This window comes from Alteromonas sp. OM2203, assembly GCF_048517045.1.
GTDB classification, from domain to species: domain Bacteria; phylum Pseudomonadota; class Gammaproteobacteria; order Enterobacterales; family Alteromonadaceae; genus Alteromonas; species Alteromonas gracilis.
Genome location: NZ_CP183209.1, coordinates 3397773 through 3416102, shown reverse-complemented (window position 1 = coordinate 3416102; position 18330 = coordinate 3397773). Strand labels below are relative to the sequence as shown.

The following is an 18330-nucleotide window of genomic DNA, read 5'->3' as shown; positions in this document are numbered from 1 at the left end:
CTTGTATTATTCGGCGCTACCTTAAGAGCGGTTAGGAAACGGCGCGTGATCACATGCTACCGTGATCACATGCTACAATGTACCCTACAATCATTATCAACTGAGTTGAGTCATACCTTGAGCATACTAGTTCGCAACTTACCTAAATCATTTACCCAAGAAAGTCTTGAAGATCTGTTCTTTGAGTTTGGTTCCATTGTGTCATGTGACATGGTGATGGACGATGCAACAGGCTTATCTAAAGGCTTTGGCTTTGTTGAAATGAGCACGCAAGATGAAACCGACAATGCCATTAAAGCGCTAAACGCAAAGGTTATTGACGGGAAAAAAATTCGCGTCAAATGGTCAAATCAAGAGAAGAAGCAGGCCGCTGCGGAAGAGCTTGCTCCTGCAGCACCTAGAGATATACCTGAAAACGTGTGGGGAAGTGCTGCTAGCACCAATGATAAGCATAAAAGCGAGCCAGAATAATTGCTTAAAGTTCGATGGTTAGTGTTACGGCGAATCGTTGTTATTTTCTCAAATGTTGCCGGGCAAAAAACGCCTGCAAAACGAGATCGAAAAAGTAATAGAAACTTTATTTAATTGAAGCGCCAGCGCGTAGTTATCCTGTAGAGATAACTACGCGCTAGCGCTTTTTCTATTTCACGAAAAAGGGAAAGTTCGCATGTGCGGCATTACCTTTTCCATCATAAACAAACGCATACAACCGATAAGCCCCCGGAGATTCTGGCGCTTTCAGTGTTATTTTCTGTGCTTCAGGGTTCTTTATCAGCCCTAATACTTCCTCTGGCACTACTTCACGGTCGCCACCCACTTCTGTGGCTGTAGACTCTTTTCTCACTTCCCATCTAAATCGCAACGTATCGCCATCGGGATCCACTGCGTTGAGCGTTGCCTTATAACTGTCGCCGGAAAAGAGAAAAACGTTATCAAACGCTACCTTATCATCTAAACCAATGGGGCTTACCCTAGGTGTACGGTTTTCAGGCCACTTTCCTTTCCATATATAGTGCATTACATCTATAGCTTCGGTGCGCTCTCCTGAGTCTAAAAACATTCCGTACCACGTGCTTGTACGTTCTTGCTTTTGCCCCCAAAGAAAAACATAGTTGCCAATGAGTTGTTTCTTTTCCGGTTCAATTGCCTTTACGAAGCTTTTCGCGTAGTTACTGGCCTTTTCTGAACTGGTAGTTTCAACGGGGGCACCCCATTTAGTTTCATATACTTCCCAGTGACCCACTGCGCCCCATTCAGTGATCATATAGGGCCCTTCATAGCCATACTTTTCAATGTATTTAGGAAGATTGACCACATCAGCATAAAGCTGAAAACTAACGAAATCGATGGACGGAGCACGGCGCATAATTGCGTCCATGGCTTTTTTATCAAACCCGGCAATGGTGGTTGTGGTTGGATGGTGCGGATCAATTGACTTAATCAAGTCTGCAGCCTCATTAACCGCGTCGTACACTTTGGGATTAGTAAAATCATAATTCAGCTCATTCCCAATGAACCAAGTAAGTAGGGCAGGATGGTCTTTGTGAGCCAGCACGCTGGCTTTTACCTTCTCAAGCTGTGCAGCGACAGCTTGTTCATCATCATAATCAAAGCCATGTCGCTCACGAGCGAAGTCAATGCCTAAAGAGACGGTCATTCCAAGCTCATGGGCTCTATCCAATAAAGCTTGGGCTGGCATTGCTCCACCATCTATCGACCAGGTTCGAATTGAATTGGCCCCGTGCGCAGCCAAAGTGGCAAGATCGGCACCATCTACCCCGGCTCCCTTAACTAAATACGGCTTACCATCGCGTAACAAGCTATAGCTTCCGTCAGGGAGTTTACTCACTTCTACGTGCACTGGCTTCGCGGCTATTTCGCCACCTGATAACATAGTGAATACAAATAGCAGACTTCCAATGATAGGGAAACGTTGCACATTATTCTCCTTTAATCCTATTTGCGTCGAAAATACAGCATATTGACTACGTTTAAGAGTCATAAAAAATAACGCGCATACTCCTTTCGGTTTATATGCGCGTTGGTTTTGCTTAATTCAACACTAAGCGTTTTTCGCTGCTGTTCAACACTTACATTAGTAGGTGTACCTTACGCGCACGCCAAACGTTCTTGGGCGTGTAAAAAAGCGTGTGTTGTCAAACTGGGTAATAATTGTTGCAGCAGTGCGCACTTCATCAAAAAGATTGTTTGCAAAAGCTTCTATACGAAGTGCACCATCGCCATGGGTATAGCCCATACCCGCATCCACTGTCCAATACGCATCAACAGAATCGTCTAGTCGGCGACGAGGATTATCAGGGTTTTGATAATCGATGCTGTTGAATATGGTCAAGAATTGAGAGTCGCGCCACCCTGTTGAAATAACATAATCGAGGGTGCCGCTACCTATATCAAAAATTTGACTTAATGAAGCGTTAAGCTGGAAGCGCGGTGTGCGGGGCAGACGATTACCATCAATTGACTGGAATACGGCTTCATCTGGCGCTACGTCGGCCTGGAAACGAGAATCCTGTATTTCCTGACTATTCTCAATCTCCGCTTCTAGCCACAGTGCAGTCCAGTTAAAGTTAATGTCGTAAGGTAGCTCAAACTTACCGTCGAACTGCATACCATAAATTGCTGAGTCTGCAGCGTTAAAGCTAAACGACACTACCAGTGCTCCTGGCGTTGCATCAAGTGGGTCAACAGGTGCACCAGAGTTGAACTCAAGGGCTTGTTCAACCGATAACAGGTTTGTAAACACCTGGTCGCGATAATCATTGTAAAACGCCGAGAAGTTAAAGGTGGTAGGAATATCACCAAGATCGAACTCGTTCTTCGAACCAAACTCGAACAATGTAACGCTTTCTTCTTGATAGGTTGGAGCCAACGTTAACCCGGTTGTAGGGTCGCTAAACGTATCGTTAAATCCACCTGATTTGTGACCTGTAGCAATAAGACCATACAACAGTTGGTCATTGTTTAAGTCGTGTTCAAGTCTGATACGCCAGTCTACAAACTCATTGTCTATACGACCATCCTGCACGGTTATGGAGTTGTTTGGCGAGATAGGTACTGCGAAGGAGTGAGTACCATCTTCATTACAGATAAGTCCATCCGTGACATCACTGTCTGAGCAGGCCGGGCGGTTTTCTGCGCCGCCTTGGGTAACGCCATTAGCAAAGATATCGTCAAGGGTGTCTCTATCACCAAACTGAGAAATACCATCGAAGTAGAAGGCTAAGAATTCGTCATCAGAGACGTTACCATCTCCATTTTGATCTGGGTCGTAAATAGAGCGCCCAAACCCAGCGAACTGGAAGCCTTCTGTGCCTACTCTGGCGCCCATACAGCAACCAAATGGGTTACCGGTGTTAACATCGAAGCCGCCAAGCGCAAAAGCGTAGCGCGCATTCACACCTTGGCGCGTCTTAGTATCTTTGGTGTAGCGTAAGCCTAGCGTTAGGCGTGTATCCGCACTGAACTCGTAGGTGGCGTCACCATATATCGAAAATGAATCGGTATCGGTGTTTGGCTGGTTAAATTCAGCACCCTGAAAAAAGCCGCCGCGATCTCCTGCAGATGCTAGGAACGTTTGTTGGCGTTCGTCAAACAAAAAGATGCCAGCAGTGTAGGTGAGTCGGCTTGCATCGTAGTCAGACAATAAACGTAGCTCGTGGATGATTGACTCAGAATCAGTTAAAAACTGGAACCGAGAGAAATCGTCAAGTGCTTGATCCAACGGGGCTAGGGCATCGAAAACGCCAGGGAAGTCTGGTGATAATGGCGTTGCGGCTTGATAGTCGTAGATTAGGTCGCGATAGCTTCCATTATATTCCAGCTTAACATTACCCAAGTCATAGGTTATCTCAAACTTGAAGCCATCGTGAATAGTGTCTTGGATGGGAGAAAAACCGCGGCCTACCACGTCACGAGGGTCTTCAATGGTGTCAGGGTCTATGCCAAGACCAAGTGGCAAGGCGTAGTTCGTGCCCGTGTAACCCGTGCCCTGTTCTCTCGCAAAGTCGTAAGACATGTAAATGCTTAAGTCGTCATTAGGCTCGTAAAGCGCTTGAAATCTTAAGCCTAGATTATCAGCGGCTTCCGCCAGTTCAAGATCGAGCGGGCCAACATCATTGTAATACGAGTCATGGTCGGTTTTGATACCGGCAACACGAAAGGCCAAGACGTCATTGACGGGAATATTTAAAGCGCCTGTGATAGTCCGGTGGTTGTAATTACCGAACTCAACTTCGGCACTGCCATTCCACTGACCAATAGCTGGGCGCCAAGGGATTATGTTGACCGAGCCAGCGGTCGCATTTCTTCCGCGGAGCGTGCCTTGAGGACCAACGTTTACTTCAACGCGAGATATATCGAAAAATGCTGAACCGATACCAGAGGGGCGCGGTATATATACGCCGTCTAAATGCGTCGCCGCCGCCGGGTCGCCAAGCTCAGTATTGTTAGAGCTGCCTATACCGCGGATCCATACCTCTACGTTACCTTGATTATTACCGATTTCTAAACCGGGAATGGACTCAGAAATATCGGTGATATCTTGAATACCTTGTGCCTTTAGGTCTTCGCCAGAAAACGCAAACGCTGTTCCTCCTAAATCTTGAATGTCTTGTGACCGACGTTCTACGGTTACCACTATGCGTTCTAAGTCTGCTTCCTTTTCTTCCTCGGTTTTTTCTACTTCTTGTGCAACCGCCGATGCGACACCAAAGACAATGGAAGAGGCCAAGATACAGTGTCCGAATAATTTCATAAGGTTTCCCGCACCGACCGATGTTGTAATTGTTGGCATGTCATTAAAATCTCGATTAAAACATTTCATTTTTGACCCTCCCTATTCAACTATTGAAAAATTAACGTTGTCGTAGAAGACACCGCTGGGGTTATAGTCAGTAGCTGAATTTGAAAAACCAAACTGAAGGATTTGACCGTCTAAACTCTCGTCTAGTGTCGCCTCAACAGTGTAGCGCGCCCACTCAGTGTTACTTACCTCGCTTACATCAACTCTTACATCCACACTCGAAGCAAAACCGTTGTTAGGATCGAGTACTCTGATGTAGGCATAAGCAGTCGTCGGTGGGGCAATCCCTCCTTCAAACGGTGCTTTAGCGTCGAATGAGAACACGTAGGTACCGGCGTCAGACGCGCTGAACACGGTCTCTTGGAAACTCGCGGCTTCAATCACCAAGCCATTAGCATGGTCACCGTTATTGTAATCACTGAATACGTTTAAGTACTGAGTACCTTGCGCTTCACCGGCTTCGCCAGTGGCATAGCTTGTGAACCCGCCCGTATTATTGGGAGAGGGGAATGGACCGTAACTATAGGCAAAGTTACCGTCAGCAAATACCGCTGCAAAGCTCAGCCATCCGTCACCAATTTCTCCTGCACCGGCGTTACCAGATTCGAAATCAGTTTCGTAGAACACCCCCGGTTGTGCTTTATCAAAGTCAACGTTATCAACAATGATGGCTGAAGGCGCAAAGTTGGTTGTCCTAGAGGTGAAACCAAACTCTAGTAATTAGCCTGCCATAGCGTCGGTGATGTCGAAGTTGACGCTATAAGTTTGCCAGTCGCTACCTGATATCGCCGACAGGTCAATTTCTACCCGTGCCGTGGTTGAAAATCCATTGCTGGGATCTAACGTCTGTACGTAGGCGGTGGCTGTTGTAGGGTCAGCAATTGCGCCTTCGCTTGGTGCTCTTGCATCGAAGCTAAAGGTGTAGGTACCGGCGTCTTCGGCAACCAAATTAAACTGTTGGAATGTTGCCGCTTCTATAAATAAGCCATTACCATGATCAGCATTGTTATAATCATTGAACAATACTAGCTGTTGTGAACCCTGCACTGCATCGCCTTGTCCCACGGCAATATTCGCAAAGCTGTTAGAGTTGAGTGGGGTTCCAAATGGTGCGCCATAGTTGTAAACAAAGCTTCCGTCAGCAGTAAAAGCCGTACCAAAACTCATCCAGTTGTTACCTAGTGCAGTGGCTTGAGGGTCAACGCCTTCAAAGTCTGCGTAAAAACTTAGCGGTAGTACTTCTTCTTCCACGATATCGGTGAACGGTTCCCAACGAACGTTATCGATAGTGAACGAAGTGGTGGCATTAACGTCCGTAACTGAAAGCACCAAACCAGCACTGACTGTCGTGGTGTTCAGCCCAGAGTTAATGAGTTGATTGAGAGGAATTTCAATTTCCTGCCACTCACCATCAGCAGGTCGGCCCAAGTCTTGTGGTCCACTTGTGCACGGGAACACACAATCTATTTGCATAGTAATGGTGTTTGTGTCGCTACCAAAGTCTGACACGAACAAATCAAACACCACTGCGCCGTTATTATATCCTGCTAAATTCTGAGGGTCTGTAGCAATAAACCATACGCCGTTTTCTCCATCGCCATTGAAGGTGATATCGATAACTTGGTCTCGTAATGCATCGTCGCTGGTGACAATTTCCCATTCTATTTTGTTAACACCATCGGGATTGCTTCCATCGGTGTAAGTTTCAAAACCAGAACCGCTATCGACTGCGCCTATGCCAAACGTCCAGAAGGGGTCTACCTCATCAATGAATACGTTTTGCGGCACGGTAGTAATTCGAACAATACCGCACGGCTCAGATTGTGGAGTTCCGCACACGAGCCGTATATTGTCGAACCGCATTTTCGCAGCGCCACCTACTGGTTCAAATACAATGAGGTTTACGACTTCCTCGACATCTATTGGACCGCCGCCAAACGCACCAATGTTGCTTTGGATAACGTCACTAAGTGCTAGAGATACTGATGTCCATTCATCAGTAGGAAGGTTAGCAAGTGGAACTTGAATAAATCCAATATTTGGAAAGCCGCTGTCAACGCCTACTTGCAGCGCGGTCGCTTGTGTGTCGGCACTGTCGATGTACACGTCAAACTTTAATTCGCCGCCATAAAACTCGTTGTTGTCGGCTCTGCCCATTCCAAATAATTCAAAGGTATTGCCTTCTGGATCGTTTATTTGGATATTTCCACCGCCACTGGTAGTGACTTCGATGACCGTACCTCTCGTCGTGTCACTTGACTCTACTTCAGCAACCGTTAGCGCACCGTCATTGTTGAAAACACCAATGCCCAAAGGTCTTTCGCTGTTAGTGCCGCTAAATAATACGCCCGGAGCATCGTCATACAGAGGGAACGTGTTTACGACGACATCTTGTGGGGGCGGCGTACCGTCGCCTCCTTGAGTGATAACAAATGGGTCTACCTCATCAATACTATTTTCGCACCCAAGACCATCGCCTACAGGTGGCAGAGGGCATTGATAAACGCGGATATAGTCAACCAAAAGTTGCCCGGGAAATACGTCTGCATCATTGGGGTTGGGTACACCTGCAGGATTGCCTCCAACGGCCAAATTAACAATAAGGTGTTGGTCTTCATTGAAAGGTGCATCGTCCTCACCAGAGAGAAATCCTTCCATTTGATTTTTGAAATAGTAATTCCAGTAGGTATCTCTACTGATTGTAAAATAATGATCACCGTCTACAAACCAACGAATGCGCTGTGAGTCCCATTCCACCGCGTATTGGTGAAAACCATCAGTAGGGTCGATATCGTAGGTTTTAGACTCGCTAACATTCAGTGGAAAACGCTGACCGAAGTGTGCTGTCCCTGCGACAAATGGCGTAGCCTGACCGAAGCTTTCCATTACGTCTATCTCACCACGCGCCGCCCACTCGCCAAATGGCGAAGGATCGCTGCCGAGGGTCCAAAAAGCGGCCCAAAGTCCAACACCCTCGGGAACTTTAATACTCGCCTCTATTCGACCATACGTAAAATCGAACAAGCTCTGCGTTCGCATGCGACCGGAAGTGTAAGCAAAATTAGGATCTGGAGAGTCACCAACACGTGCTTCAATGATTAACGTTCCGTCTTCTACAGTGATATTGTCGGCAGTGTAGTATTGCAATTCATTGTTACCCCATCCTGGCGGTAATCCAATTGACGTGCCGTCTCCGACTTGTATTTCCCATTTGCTCGTATCTACAGCGGAGCCGTCGAATTCATCAGCCCAAACAAGCTCGAAATTTGCTGAGGTAGGAGGAGGTGGATTTTCAAGCTGGCCGCCTATAGCTTCATCATCATTTTGACAGCCACCTAAAAGCATGGAAGCGCTTACAATTGACGCTAGACTTAACAAGTTGAGAGTTGGTCTGCTCATGTGTTTTTCTCTTGTTGACAGGACTGGTAGTGGATACTCTTGTGCACGTTTATCGCTTTGTATTTGATTTTTCTAAGCGTTATATGAGCACCCAAGGTTAAGTTATAGTCAAAAAAAGCCAAATTAAAAGAAAAATTATCGTTAATTTAATGTTAATTTTAACTTTGGGAAGGATAAAATGTTAGCTGTCGATGTGTTCGCCTCTGCTCTTTGAAGCTAAGTAAGAGAAAGTTCTGTTAATTAGAAATATAGATCTTTTGAATGCTTTAGGCGGGAAAAAGAAAATGAATTTAATGGTCATCACACGAATGACAGCGACATACACTGAATAATCTGATTAAGGCGTGCTGGCAAACGAATCTGCCAGCACTAATCAGCTGTTTAACCGGATATTGCTTCTTTCTGTACTTTAGGTTTGCGCGCCGACATTACTATTGTCAGCCAAACGAGCACGCCACACAAGGCTAGGGCAAGACCTACCCAGCCGGTTGAAGCATAGCCATAGCCTGCGGATAATGCCATACCAGCAAGCCAAGGTCCCAACGCATTTGCCGTGTTGAAAGCCGCGTGATTCATCGCTCCAGCCAGTGTTTGTGCGTCGCCTGCAACGTCCATTAGCCTGGTTTGTAGCGGTACGACCATGCCACCGCCAATACCGATGAAAAATAACGATGTTGCCATGAGGTAAGGGTTGCCCATAGATGCTGCGTACGCAGCTGCTGATAAGCCAAGCAGTAGTTGAAACATTATGGCTGAAGTGAGCAGTCGCCCTTCAGAATACCGCCCGGCAATAATGTTACCCAGCGTTACGCCAATACCGTAAATTAATAAGGTTGCAGATATTCCCCATTCTGGGGTTGTGGTGGTGCTCAGGTACGAGGCACTGAAGTAGGAGTACACCGAAAACATACCACCAAAGCCAATAGCGCCCATTAGTAGGACTAGCAAAACATCTTTATTTTTTAGCGCCTTAAGCTCAGTGAGCGGTTTTGCATCTGGGTTAGGACCACGGTATGGTGCGGTTTTCCATACCATTAGCGCAGTTATCAATGCGAAAGCCGAAATCATGAAGAACCCTGTTCTCCAACCAAATACTTGCCCTATGCCACTGATTGACGGCACACCAATAATATTGGCGATAGCCAAGCCTAGAATGACGTTACTGACGGCTTGCGCCCGTTTATTTTTGCCGGCAATGTCTGCAGCAAATAGCATGGCGATACCGAAATATGCGCCATGAGGAAGGCCGGCAATAAAACGAGCGATATTCATTGTCCATTCTGACCATGCCAGCGCTGTAAATAGGTTTCCAACGGCATAAAACACCATCATTGAAATAAGCATGGTGCGGCGGGCAAGCCGAGAAAAGAAAATAGTGATGAGCGGCGCCCCCACAACCACGCCAATGGCATAGGCACTAATTGCGTAGCCTGCAATATGTTCGGTAATGCCAAAATCTTCAGCGAAGTAAGGTAATAAACCCATTGCAGCAAACTCGCTACAACCAATCACAAAGGTACCGAAAGCCAGCCAAAATGTAATGGTGGCCAGCGAATACTCGTCTGCGTTAAGAGAGTGGTTGGTATCCGCTGTGTTAGAGGCCATCTTGTCAGTTTGATTTCCCATAAATTACCTTTTGTTCCTTCTGCACCTATCCGTCGACTAGAGATGATCGTATCATCCTCAAGCTATCAAGGTAACGGTAGTTGATAAGATTTATTATTTAATTCAACGGGTTAATTGTTTTATTTATGTTAATGGAAATGGGCTGGTGTGTTTTTTTAAGATAGTCATAATGGTATTTGCAATATAAAACCCTGACTTTTAAGCAAAAAATCAATACTTCACAAAAATATAGCTCAAATAATGATTAATACTTACCGTAAAACGCTTGCAGACTTAAGCGCAGCTTTCAGTGTCGACTTTCCACTTTACATACAATACGCAAAACAAGCAGTATGTTTTGCCTCACAAAGAGGCTAACACATGAGCACAACGTCGATGCGAAGCGGACTTGGGCTGGGAGTAACAGATTGGCTGCCTTTGCTAGGTGGTTATATTCCCGTTGCCATTTCTATTGGGCGTGATAGCAGTTCAAGCGAGGTTTTATCATTCGATCTAGCTTTCGCGCTGCTGGTTTAAGTTCCTTTCTTCCCCAGTGCCTTATCACCCCAAATTTCTTTTAAACGCTGGTCGCGGCCACAGTTCCATCGATAGAATTGGTAGCGAACAGGACTTTTTTTGTAGAAATCTTGATGGCCAATTTCATCGCCCTTTATCGGATAAAAGGTAGAGGCGTCTAGAATAGGCGTAACAACCTCTTTATTCGGAAATTGGGCTTTTACTGCCGCCTTTGTTTTTTCTGCAATTGCCCGCTCTTTGTCGTTAGCAACAAATATGGCGCTTAAGTAGCTTGGGCCTTTATCACAAAACTGGCCTCGGCTGTCGAAGGGATCTATGTTTACCCAAAAATGATCAAGAATATCTCGGTATGAAAGTTTTGATCCATCATAGGTTATTTTAACCGCTTCATAGTGCCCTTTGTGATTGCCGTTGTAGGTTGGATTTGGCGCACTTCCACCGGTGAAGCCAGAGACTACATCCGTTACCCCCTCTAGCTTTTCAAAATCCGCTTCCATACACCAAAAGCAGCCACCCGCTAAAACGGCTTCGTCTGCATAAGATGCTGGTAACAAAATAGCGGTACTAAGCACAGCGCTTACAAGTAATGTAAAGAAAGTTGATTTCATTTTTTACCTTCTGTTGTGATGACGAGGTCTGCGCTAATAATTGGACATGTCGCCATGGTGCAAAACTATAGAGCTACTTCCTAATCATATACGCCACACCAATAGAGAACGTTTAAGTGAGCGAAATATTTCATCGCACTATTCGTCTTCTGCTGGTTCCCCACCTTTTTAGCTTTCTCCTTTCAAAGAATGAAGCAATGCAGCACGTAAAATTTTCATTTTAGTCTGTAGTCTCACTATGTTTTTAGGCATTAGCTTACTTTACGTGTAGACCTGTTCTTTCTTAAGGCCACGCATAACAGGGGGGGAGCGCTAAGTTGTGATGTCGGCAAAGCGTTTGCATTATTGATGTTACATAGAAGCCGATTTGTTTGACCGCAGATTGGTTTCAACCCGCTTATTGCTAAATGCTCTGTTTAAAGCAGTTCAATTAGAGTTTGAATATGTTCGCAGCAGTTAAAACGTTTAGCGTGAAGTAAGCTCAGTCAAAAATGTAAGGATGAATGATATGTCGATAGTAAAATCAGGTAGTGCAGCGTACAAACCACTTGGCAAAAAAGGGAAGGGAAGTATTTCTACAGAAACAGGTGCCTTATCTAATCAGCCCTATGGTTTTAATACGCGATTCGAAGACGGAAAAGGGACTAATCCCGAAGAGCTAATTGGTGCTGCTCACGCAAGTTGCTTCACAATGGCGCTTTCATTTGCACTGTCAGACGCTGGCTATGACGATGGCGAGTTAAATACGACGGCTAAAATCACTTTAGAGAAGAGCGATGACGGTTTTGAAATTACTCAGTCAGCGCTAAGCCTAGATGCCAATGTTGAAGGGATTACCGAAGATGAGTTCGAAAAAATCGCACAGGACGCGAAAGAGAATTGCCCCGTATCTCAACTTCTAAACGCTAATATTACGTTGGAATACAAACTGAACAAAGGCTGAGAAAACAGCAAAAACCTTTTTTCCAACAGATGATAGAAAAGCGGCATTGGCCGCTTTTCTTGATTTTGGAATTTAATGAGTTCATTTGAGTTCTAAATAAACTTTCCAGGGCTTATTTCCCAATTACACCACAAGCAACGCGCTCACCACCGCCGCCCAGCTTTTTAGGTGAATCAGAATAATTGTCGCCGCCTGCGTGGATCATTAGTGCGCGGCCTTCGATATCCTCTAACTCAAGTTCGGGAGCAAACACCGGCTTTGTAGCGTTCCCATTTTCATCGACATAAAGTACGGGAAGATCACCTTCGTGACCTTTTTCAGACCATGGTTCACGGTGCTTACCGGTATTTTCTGGGTCGAAATGTCCACCAGCCGCGCCACCGAGTACTTTTTTCCCATCCTTCATTGCAGGTGAGCAGTCACCATTTTGGTGAACATGAAAGCCATGAACACCCGGTGTTAAGCCTGAAAGCTTTGGCGTGAACACGACACCATCGTCGTCGTGGCTGCTTACCATTACGGTACCAATACTTTTGCCCGTTTTTAAATCATTCATCACCACATCTTTTCCATCTTCTTGGTGATGCGCCGCAAAACTGCCCGCACTTACTATTAATGATATAGACCCTGCTAGGGTTGAGAGTAAACGTTTTTTCATAGTGTTCTCCTTCACTAAGATGTTGAAATATTGCCTTGCAATTACATAGGCACTGCACAGTTAGAACAGCACAAAGCAAACCACATTGAATTTGATTGACGAATAGGATTAGGAAAATGAAGGTAGCCCGCGTGGTTATTGATGTGTAGAAAGAAAAGTTAATTGTATTAAAGAGTTAAATTGATAACTTACAAAATCAGAAGTGAATTTTCTGTGAAAATCTTACGTAATGTACTGCGTAAAATTGAAGTTACGTGGCTAGGTAAACCTTTAATTACACCGTTAAAACTCAGTTACAATATGTCGCTAGCACTCTTAGCGTATTAGACTTAAAGTGATTACACATTAATTTGATAAGGGCGGGATATGTATACGCTTTACGGCTACCCGAAAACGCGCTCGGTACGAATAGCATGGGCGTTGGAAGAAATTGGTTTACCTTACGACTACAAGGTTATTGATTTAAGGGCAGGAGAGCATCTGTCTGATGAATATAAGGCAATTAGCCCCGCCGCCAAAATCCCAGTACTTACAACACCTGAAGGTACCTTGAGTGAATCAGCAGCTATTGTCACTTTTTTGGCTGAAAGACACGGCATGCATGAATTTATCCCTGAGGCCGGCAGTTTCGATAGAGCCAAGTATGAAGAGATGATGCTATTTCTTACCAGCGAATTAGAACAGCCTATTTGGAACTTAGCGAAGCACACCTTTGCGTTGCCTAAAGAGCAAAGGCTAGAGCAAATGCGAGATGTAGCGGTGTGGGAGTTTAAGCGCGTGTTGCCTGTATTTTCTTCTATGCTTGGTGGCAAAGAATTTGTGTGCGGAAGCATGTTTACCATGGCCGACGTTATAGCAGGTCATATTTTAGCGTGGGCGAAGGGGAGTAAATTAGACTTAACATTAGATGGAAAACTAGAGAATATTTCAGTTTACGCGCAGCGCGTATTAAGTCGTGAAGCGTATGAAAGAGCATGGCGAAAAGAAATGGCTCAGATAGCCGAAAACTAATAACGCATATCAATAATCTCAAGATGAGACTTATAAAGCTTCTCTTAAAAGCAGTTAACGTTGAGGCTATTTATAGAAATGCAGCAAGCGTGGTTTAAATAACGTCTGGTGGTTTAGCGTACCCGCTAAGCTGTGTAGCACTTAAAATTACAACGAATTAAAAATGACAGCGCCTTTAACTTAACGCGGCGGCGAGACACTCGCGAGATAATGGCGATTACAACAAGGAACAAAAATGAAAGTATTTAAAACACTAGTGGTCAGTAGCGCAGTAACTATGGCACTAGGCCTTAGCGCTGCCTCGGCATTCGCCCATAACCATGCAGAACAGCCAATCGACAAAGCAAGTGTGTCGGCGACGAAGGATGCATCTGAGCACGATAAGCTTTTTGCACTCTTTGCGGCTGCCGACCAGCGGAATATAGAACTAAACCCCATTATGGCTATTTTCCGTGGCGATATGCGCTATGCAGATAGAATGGGCGATTTCTTAACAGACTCCCATGCACTAGCTGGCAAAACGGCCACACTGCTAAACTTGTCAGAGCTTAAACAAATTGACCGTAGCCAATTAAGCGATACAGACAAGCTTGCCTACGATGTATTTAAATACAACCAAGAGCGCTCGCTGAAAATGTCGACAGACGAGATTGAAGCGCTAACGGAAGTTCGCCCTGTTAACCATTTCAGCGGGTTTCACACCTTCTATCCAACCTTTGCTAGCGGAAAGGGCGCAGCGCCATTTAAAACGGTAGAGGATTACGAAAATAACCTATCTCGCCATGAGGATTATATTGCGATTTCTGACCGCGCTATCGATAAGTTTCGAGAAGGCATGGAAAGTGGCGTGCTTGAAACCAAGCTTACTATTGACCGCGTAATTAAGCAGTTTGATACTCAGTTAGCTATCCCAATTAAAGAGTCACAATATTGGGGGCCAGTCACTATGTTCCCAGAGAGCTTTTCCGATGAAGAAAAAGCCCGTTTAACCGCTGATTATGAGAAAGCGACGCAAGAGATTTACGATGCAACAACGCGTATGCGTGACTTTCTTCGCGACGAGTATCTTCCCGTAGCCCGTGAAAGCATTGGCCTTAGCGATATGAAAGGTGGCGCTAAGCTTTACCAGCTTATGGTGGAAGGTTCAACGACACTGCCAATGACGCCTGATGAACTTCACAAGTTGGGCTTAAAAGAAGTTAAGCGTATTAAAAACGACATGCTTGAAATTAAGGATGAAGTGAAGTTTGAAGGGACGCTAAACGAGTTCTTCGACTATGTACGCAACGATCCTAAGTTTAAGCCTGAAAGTCGCGAGGCACTAACGCAAAGCTATTACGATATTGGCCGCGAAGTTGACGAGAAAATTGATCAGTACTTTTCCTTATTGCCCAAGTCTGAACTAGAAATAAAACCTTACGACCCTGCTATCGAGCAATTTAGCGCGGGTGGTTCTTATCAGCCGGGCACGCCCGATGGTTCGCGCCCAGGTACTTTCTACTTTAACGCGTATGACCTTCCTAGTCGCTTAACCACAGGAAACGTTACCTTGTACCTACACGAAGGCGCGCCGGGTCATCATTTCCAAGTGAGTCTAGCGCAGGAAAATGAAGCGCTGCCTTCATTTATGCGCTTTAGTTTCCTTCCTGCCTTCGGTGAAGGCTGGGCGCTGTATTCTGAAACGTTAGGCTACGAAATGGGCTTCTTCGATGACCCATGGAATCGCTATGGTACGCTTCAAGATGAACAACTGCGCGCCATGCGTTTAGTGGTAGATACGGGTATCCATTCCAAAGGATGGACCCGTGAACAAGCTATCGACTTTATGCTTGATAATTCAGGTATGACACGTACAGAAGTTGTGGCAGAGGTAGAGCGTTATATCGCCATTCCGTCACAGGCACTATCTTACAAGGTCGGCGCACTTAAAATTCAAGAATTGCGCGCTCGTGCAGAGAAAGCGCTGGGTGATAATTTCGATATTCGAGAATTTCATGCTCAAGTGCTAAATACAGGTGGTATACCTTTGGCCATTCTTGAACAAAAAATTGACCGCTGGATTGCGAGCCAGAAAAGTTAGAGAGCATCTACACACTAGGTAGACGTTAATACATATTAAAGCCAGCAAGTTTAAAGCCTTGCTGGCTTTTTTCGTTTTTGCGACCAGTGGCAGTGATATTGGTAAGTAGCTTCACTAGAGTGGGTAATTATCTATGCGGATTGTATTAATCATTATTTGAGACTTATAAGGAAGCGGAAAATGGATTTAGGGCTATTTTCGTTGAGTTTAGCGGTAAAGGACATCAGCAAGTCGAAGGCATTTTATGAGGCGTTGGGTTTTGAAGCCATGCCTTCATGCGGCTCGGTGGAAGACAAATGGTTAATGATGAAAAATGGCACCACCATGATTGGCCTATTCGAAGGCATGTTTGAAGACAACATTATGACTTTTAATCCTGACGATGTAAGAGCTCTTCAAGGGAATTTAGTGGCGCAGGGTATAGGGTTAGAGGTTCCTGTGAAAGGCGATAGCGGCCCTGGGCATTTAATCGTTAAAGACCCAGACGGCAACGCTATCATGTTTGATCAGTTTTAAATATTCGCTGCGAGCTCCGCGCCTTGACGAATCGCACGCTTGGCGTCTAGCTCTGCAGCTACATCAGCCCCACCTATAATGTGTACAGTTAACCCCGCATTTTCCAGCGGTTCTTGGAGAGGCTTAAACGGCTCTTGGCCTGCGCAGACTATGACGTTATCGACTGGCAGTACTTTAGGCGTATCGTTAATCAGTACGTGAAGGCCTTCATCGTCCACTTTCTCGTAGCTCACACCATTTATCATTTGGACATTATGGTGTTTTAATGATTGCCTGTGGATCCAGCCCGTTGTTTTGCCAAGCCCCTTGCCTACTTTTGAGGTCTTACGCTGAAGTAAATAAACGTCGCGGTCTGATGGCTCTATCGCTTTTTGTTTGAGCGCACCTGGCGTTGAATAATCTTTGTCGATACCCCAGTGGTCAAGCCATTTATCTTTATCTTTGGCTAAATGTTCATGCTCAACTAAAAACTCTGCCACATCAAAACCGATGCCGCCAGCGCCCACAATTGCTACTTTTTTGCCTACCGGCTTGTGGTCTCGCAATACATCCAAATAGCTCATCACTTTGGGGTGGTCGTGGCCTTCAATTGTCAGTTTACGTGGGTTGATACCGGTAGCTAACACGACTTCATCAAAACCGCCTTTAGCAAGGTTTTCAGCATTCACGTCGGTATTAAGATGGATAGTAACGCCAACACGTGCCAACTGATTATCGAAATAGCGTAATGTTTCGTAAAACTCTTCTTTGCCAGGCACTTGCTTAGCGTAGTTAAACTGCCCGCCAATCTCAGCGGCTTTATCGAACAAGTGTACGTCGTGACCACGTTCAGCGGCATACATGGAAAATGCCAGTCCAGCTGGACCTGCACCTACAACCGCTAACTTTTTCTTGTTTTGGGTGGCTTCAAAAGTCAGTTCAGTTTCATAGCATGCCTGTGGATTAACTAGGCAGCTTGCACGCTTTTGTTCAAATGCATGATCTAGGCAGGCTTGGTTACACGCAATACAGGTGTTGATAAGCTTAGATTCATTGCGCATGGCTTTGGCAACAAAGTGTGCATCAGCCAAGAAAGGGCGGGCCATCGACACCATATCAGCATGACCTTGAGCCAGCACCGACTCTGCAACTTCAGGCGTATTGATACGGTTAGTCGTAATAAGAGGGACAGACACCTCTTTTTTCATCCGTTCGGTTATCCAGGTAAACGCCGCGCGAGGCACCGAGGTGGAAATAGTGGGGACCCGCGCTTCGTGCCAACCAATGCCGGTATTAATTAGCGTAGCACCTGCTTTTTCAATTTCTTTAGCCAAGTACACGACTTCATCCCATTTAGCCCCGCCTTCAACCAAATCGAGCATAGACAGTCGGTAAATAATTATGAAGTTAGTACCTACTTTTTCCCGTACGCCTTTAACTATCTCTACAGCAAGACGAGCACGGTTTTCCAGACTGCCGCCCCATTCGTCACTTCTATGATTGGTACGCTCGCAGAAAAACTGGTTTATAAGGTAGCCTTCAGAGCCCATAATTTCGACGCCGTCGTATCCAGCATCTTGAGCTAAGCTAGCGCATTTTATGTAGTCTTTAATGGTACTTCTTACGCCCTGTGAGGAAAGTTCCCGTGGCTTAAAAGGCGTGATAGGCGACTTCATAGGTGAGGCAGAAACGGCAAGCGGATGATAGCCGTAACGCCCTGAATGCAGAATTTGCATGCAGATCTTGCCGTTTTCTTTATGCACTGCTTCAGTAATAACACGATGTTTTTTGGCATGACTAGAACGGGTCATTCTGCCTGCAAATGGCGCCACCCAACCTGAAATATTAGGGCTGATCCCGCCAGTTACGATAAGACCTGCACCGCCTTTCGCACGCTCGGCATAAAATGCAGCGAGTTTGTCAAATCCGCCTTTTTCTTCTTCAAGGCCAAGATGCATAGACCCCATTAGCGTTCTATTTCGAAGCGTGGTAAAGCCTAAATTTAGTGGTTCAAGTAGGTGAGGGTATGGTGAAGGCTGCGATGAGGGCGTATTCATAATTATTCTCTGTTTTTATATGCTATGAAGGCGGCTGGTTTATGGTTTACGAGCTAAGTTTACCGTATAGCGTTAAACGCTAGCTTGACCGACCAGTTGTTCTGATTATTTACCA

General features: G+C 45.5%; 14 protein-coding genes. 6 read left to right on the top strand and 8 right to left on the bottom strand.

What is annotated here, in order from left to right; genetic code table 11:
• Positions 1-117: 117 nt before the first annotated feature.
• Positions 118-471 (top strand): RNA recognition motif domain-containing protein, encoded by a 354-nt coding sequence (locus ACM0P2_RS15105; protein WP_159117850.1) that lies wholly within the window; start codon positions 118-120, stop codon positions 469-471.
• A 169-nt stretch (positions 472-640) separates the two neighbouring features.
• Here the strand turns inward: ACM0P2_RS15105 and ACM0P2_RS15100 are convergent, their stop codons facing one another.
• From ACM0P2_RS15100 to ACM0P2_RS15080, 5 genes are all read right to left on the bottom strand, one after another.
• Entirely contained in the window at positions 641-1939 is a 1299-nt protein-coding gene (locus tag ACM0P2_RS15100; protein ID WP_236547060.1) for a glycoside hydrolase family 2 TIM barrel-domain containing protein, read from the bottom strand.
• Between the two features lie 156 nt (positions 1940-2095).
• Entirely contained in the window at positions 2096-4843 is a 2748-nt protein-coding gene (locus tag ACM0P2_RS15095) for a TonB-dependent receptor (RefSeq protein WP_419226769.1), read from the bottom strand.
• 12 nt (positions 4844-4855) lie between these two features.
• Complete coding sequence (locus tag ACM0P2_RS15090; protein WP_419226768.1) at positions 4856-5449, bottom strand: hypothetical protein; 594 nt, start codon at positions 5447-5449, stop codon at positions 4856-4858.
• A gap of 93 nt (positions 5450-5542) precedes the next feature.
• The gene (locus ACM0P2_RS15085; protein WP_419226767.1) at positions 5543-8221 is read right to left on the bottom strand and encodes a family 16 glycosylhydrolase; all 2679 of its coding nucleotides are present in this window, start codon (positions 8219-8221) and stop codon (positions 5543-5545) included.
• Positions 8222-8602: 381 nt separating this feature from the next.
• Positions 8603-9847, bottom strand: a complete 1245-nt coding sequence (locus ACM0P2_RS15080; RefSeq protein ID WP_159117853.1) for an MFS transporter — start codon at positions 9845-9847, stop codon at positions 8603-8605.
• A gap of 360 nt (positions 9848-10207) precedes the next feature.
• Here ACM0P2_RS15080 and ACM0P2_RS15075 point away from each other — a divergent pair, with 360 nt between their 5' ends.
• Positions 10208-10363, top strand: coding sequence for a hypothetical protein (locus tag ACM0P2_RS15075; RefSeq protein WP_419226766.1), 156 nt, complete (start codon positions 10208-10210; stop codon positions 10361-10363).
• Here ACM0P2_RS15075 and msrA read toward each other — a convergent pair.
• Positions 10360-10971 (bottom strand): peptide-methionine (S)-S-oxide reductase MsrA, encoded by a 612-nt coding sequence (msrA, locus tag ACM0P2_RS15070; RefSeq protein ID WP_159117855.1) that lies wholly within the window; start codon positions 10969-10971, stop codon positions 10360-10362. The genes ACM0P2_RS15075 and msrA overlap by 4 nt on opposite strands.
• Before the next feature lie 508 nt (positions 10972-11479).
• Between msrA and ACM0P2_RS15065 the strand changes: the two genes are divergently transcribed.
• Positions 11480-11914 (top strand): OsmC family protein, encoded by a 435-nt coding sequence (locus tag ACM0P2_RS15065; RefSeq protein WP_173359140.1) that lies wholly within the window; start codon positions 11480-11482, stop codon positions 11912-11914.
• A 112-nt stretch (positions 11915-12026) separates the two neighbouring features.
• Here the strand turns inward: ACM0P2_RS15065 and sodC are convergent, their stop codons facing one another.
• Positions 12027-12572: a superoxide dismutase [Cu-Zn] SodC gene (gene sodC, locus ACM0P2_RS15060; RefSeq protein WP_419226765.1), complete on the bottom strand. Its 546-nt coding sequence runs from the start codon at positions 12570-12572 to the stop codon at positions 12027-12029.
• Between the two features lie 366 nt (positions 12573-12938).
• Here sodC and ACM0P2_RS15055 point away from each other — a divergent pair, with 366 nt between their 5' ends.
• The 3 genes from ACM0P2_RS15055 (at position 12939) to ACM0P2_RS15045 (ending at position 16179) form a co-directional block, all read left to right on the top strand.
• Positions 12939-13583 carry a glutathione S-transferase family protein gene (locus ACM0P2_RS15055; protein WP_173359138.1) on the top strand — a complete coding sequence of 215 codons (645 nt, stop codon included), beginning with the start codon at positions 12939-12941 and terminating at the stop codon, positions 13581-13583.
• 235 nt (positions 13584-13818) lie between these two features.
• Positions 13819-15663, top strand: a complete 1845-nt coding sequence (locus tag ACM0P2_RS15050) for a DUF885 domain-containing protein (RefSeq protein WP_173359137.1) — start codon at positions 13819-13821, stop codon at positions 15661-15663.
• 180 nt (positions 15664-15843) lie between these two features.
• Positions 15844-16179, top strand: a complete 336-nt coding sequence (locus ACM0P2_RS15045) for a VOC family protein (RefSeq protein WP_159117860.1) — start codon at positions 15844-15846, stop codon at positions 16177-16179.
• Here the strand turns inward: ACM0P2_RS15045 and ACM0P2_RS15040 are convergent.
• A complete protein-coding gene (locus tag ACM0P2_RS15040) occupies positions 16176-18215 on the bottom strand; it encodes an NADPH-dependent 2,4-dienoyl-CoA reductase (RefSeq protein ID WP_173359136.1) in 2040 nt (679 codons plus the stop codon). The two genes, ACM0P2_RS15045 and ACM0P2_RS15040, sit on opposite strands and share 4 nt — an antisense overlap.
• Positions 18216-18330 lie beyond the last annotated feature (115 nt).

What these genes read in the sequence shown, in the direction of transcription:
- ACM0P2_RS15055 (WP_173359138.1), top strand. Translation starts at nt 12,939, where the DNA reads ATGTATACGCTTTACGGCTACCCGAAAACGCGCTCGGTACGAATAGCA.
- ACM0P2_RS15040 (WP_173359136.1), bottom strand. Translation starts at nt 18,215, where the DNA reads ATGAATACGCCCTCATCGCAGCCTTCACCATACCCTCACCTACTTGAA.
- msrA (WP_159117855.1), bottom strand. Translation starts at nt 10,971, where the DNA reads ATGAAATCAACTTTCTTTACATTACTTGTAAGCGCTGTGCTTAGTACC.
- ACM0P2_RS15095 (WP_419226769.1), bottom strand. Translation starts at nt 4,843, where the DNA reads ATGAAATGTTTTAATCGAGATTTTAATGACATGCCAACAATTACAACA.
- ACM0P2_RS15065 (WP_173359140.1), top strand. Translation starts at nt 11,480, where the DNA reads ATGTCGATAGTAAAATCAGGTAGTGCAGCGTACAAACCACTTGGCAAA.
- sodC (WP_419226765.1), bottom strand. Translation starts at nt 12,572, where the DNA reads ATGAAAAAACGTTTACTCTCAACCCTAGCAGGGTCTATATCATTAATA.
- ACM0P2_RS15085 (WP_419226767.1), bottom strand. Translation starts at nt 8,221, where the DNA reads ATGAGCAGACCAACTCTCAACTTGTTAAGTCTAGCGTCAATTGTAAGC.
- ACM0P2_RS15080 (WP_159117853.1), bottom strand. Translation starts at nt 9,847, where the DNA reads ATGGGAAATCAAACTGACAAGATGGCCTCTAACACAGCGGATACCAAC.
- ACM0P2_RS15075 (WP_419226766.1), top strand. Translation starts at nt 10,208, where the DNA reads ATGAGCACAACGTCGATGCGAAGCGGACTTGGGCTGGGAGTAACAGAT.
- ACM0P2_RS15045 (WP_159117860.1), top strand. Translation starts at nt 15,844, where the DNA reads ATGGATTTAGGGCTATTTTCGTTGAGTTTAGCGGTAAAGGACATCAGC.
- ACM0P2_RS15050 (WP_173359137.1), top strand. Translation starts at nt 13,819, where the DNA reads ATGAAAGTATTTAAAACACTAGTGGTCAGTAGCGCAGTAACTATGGCA.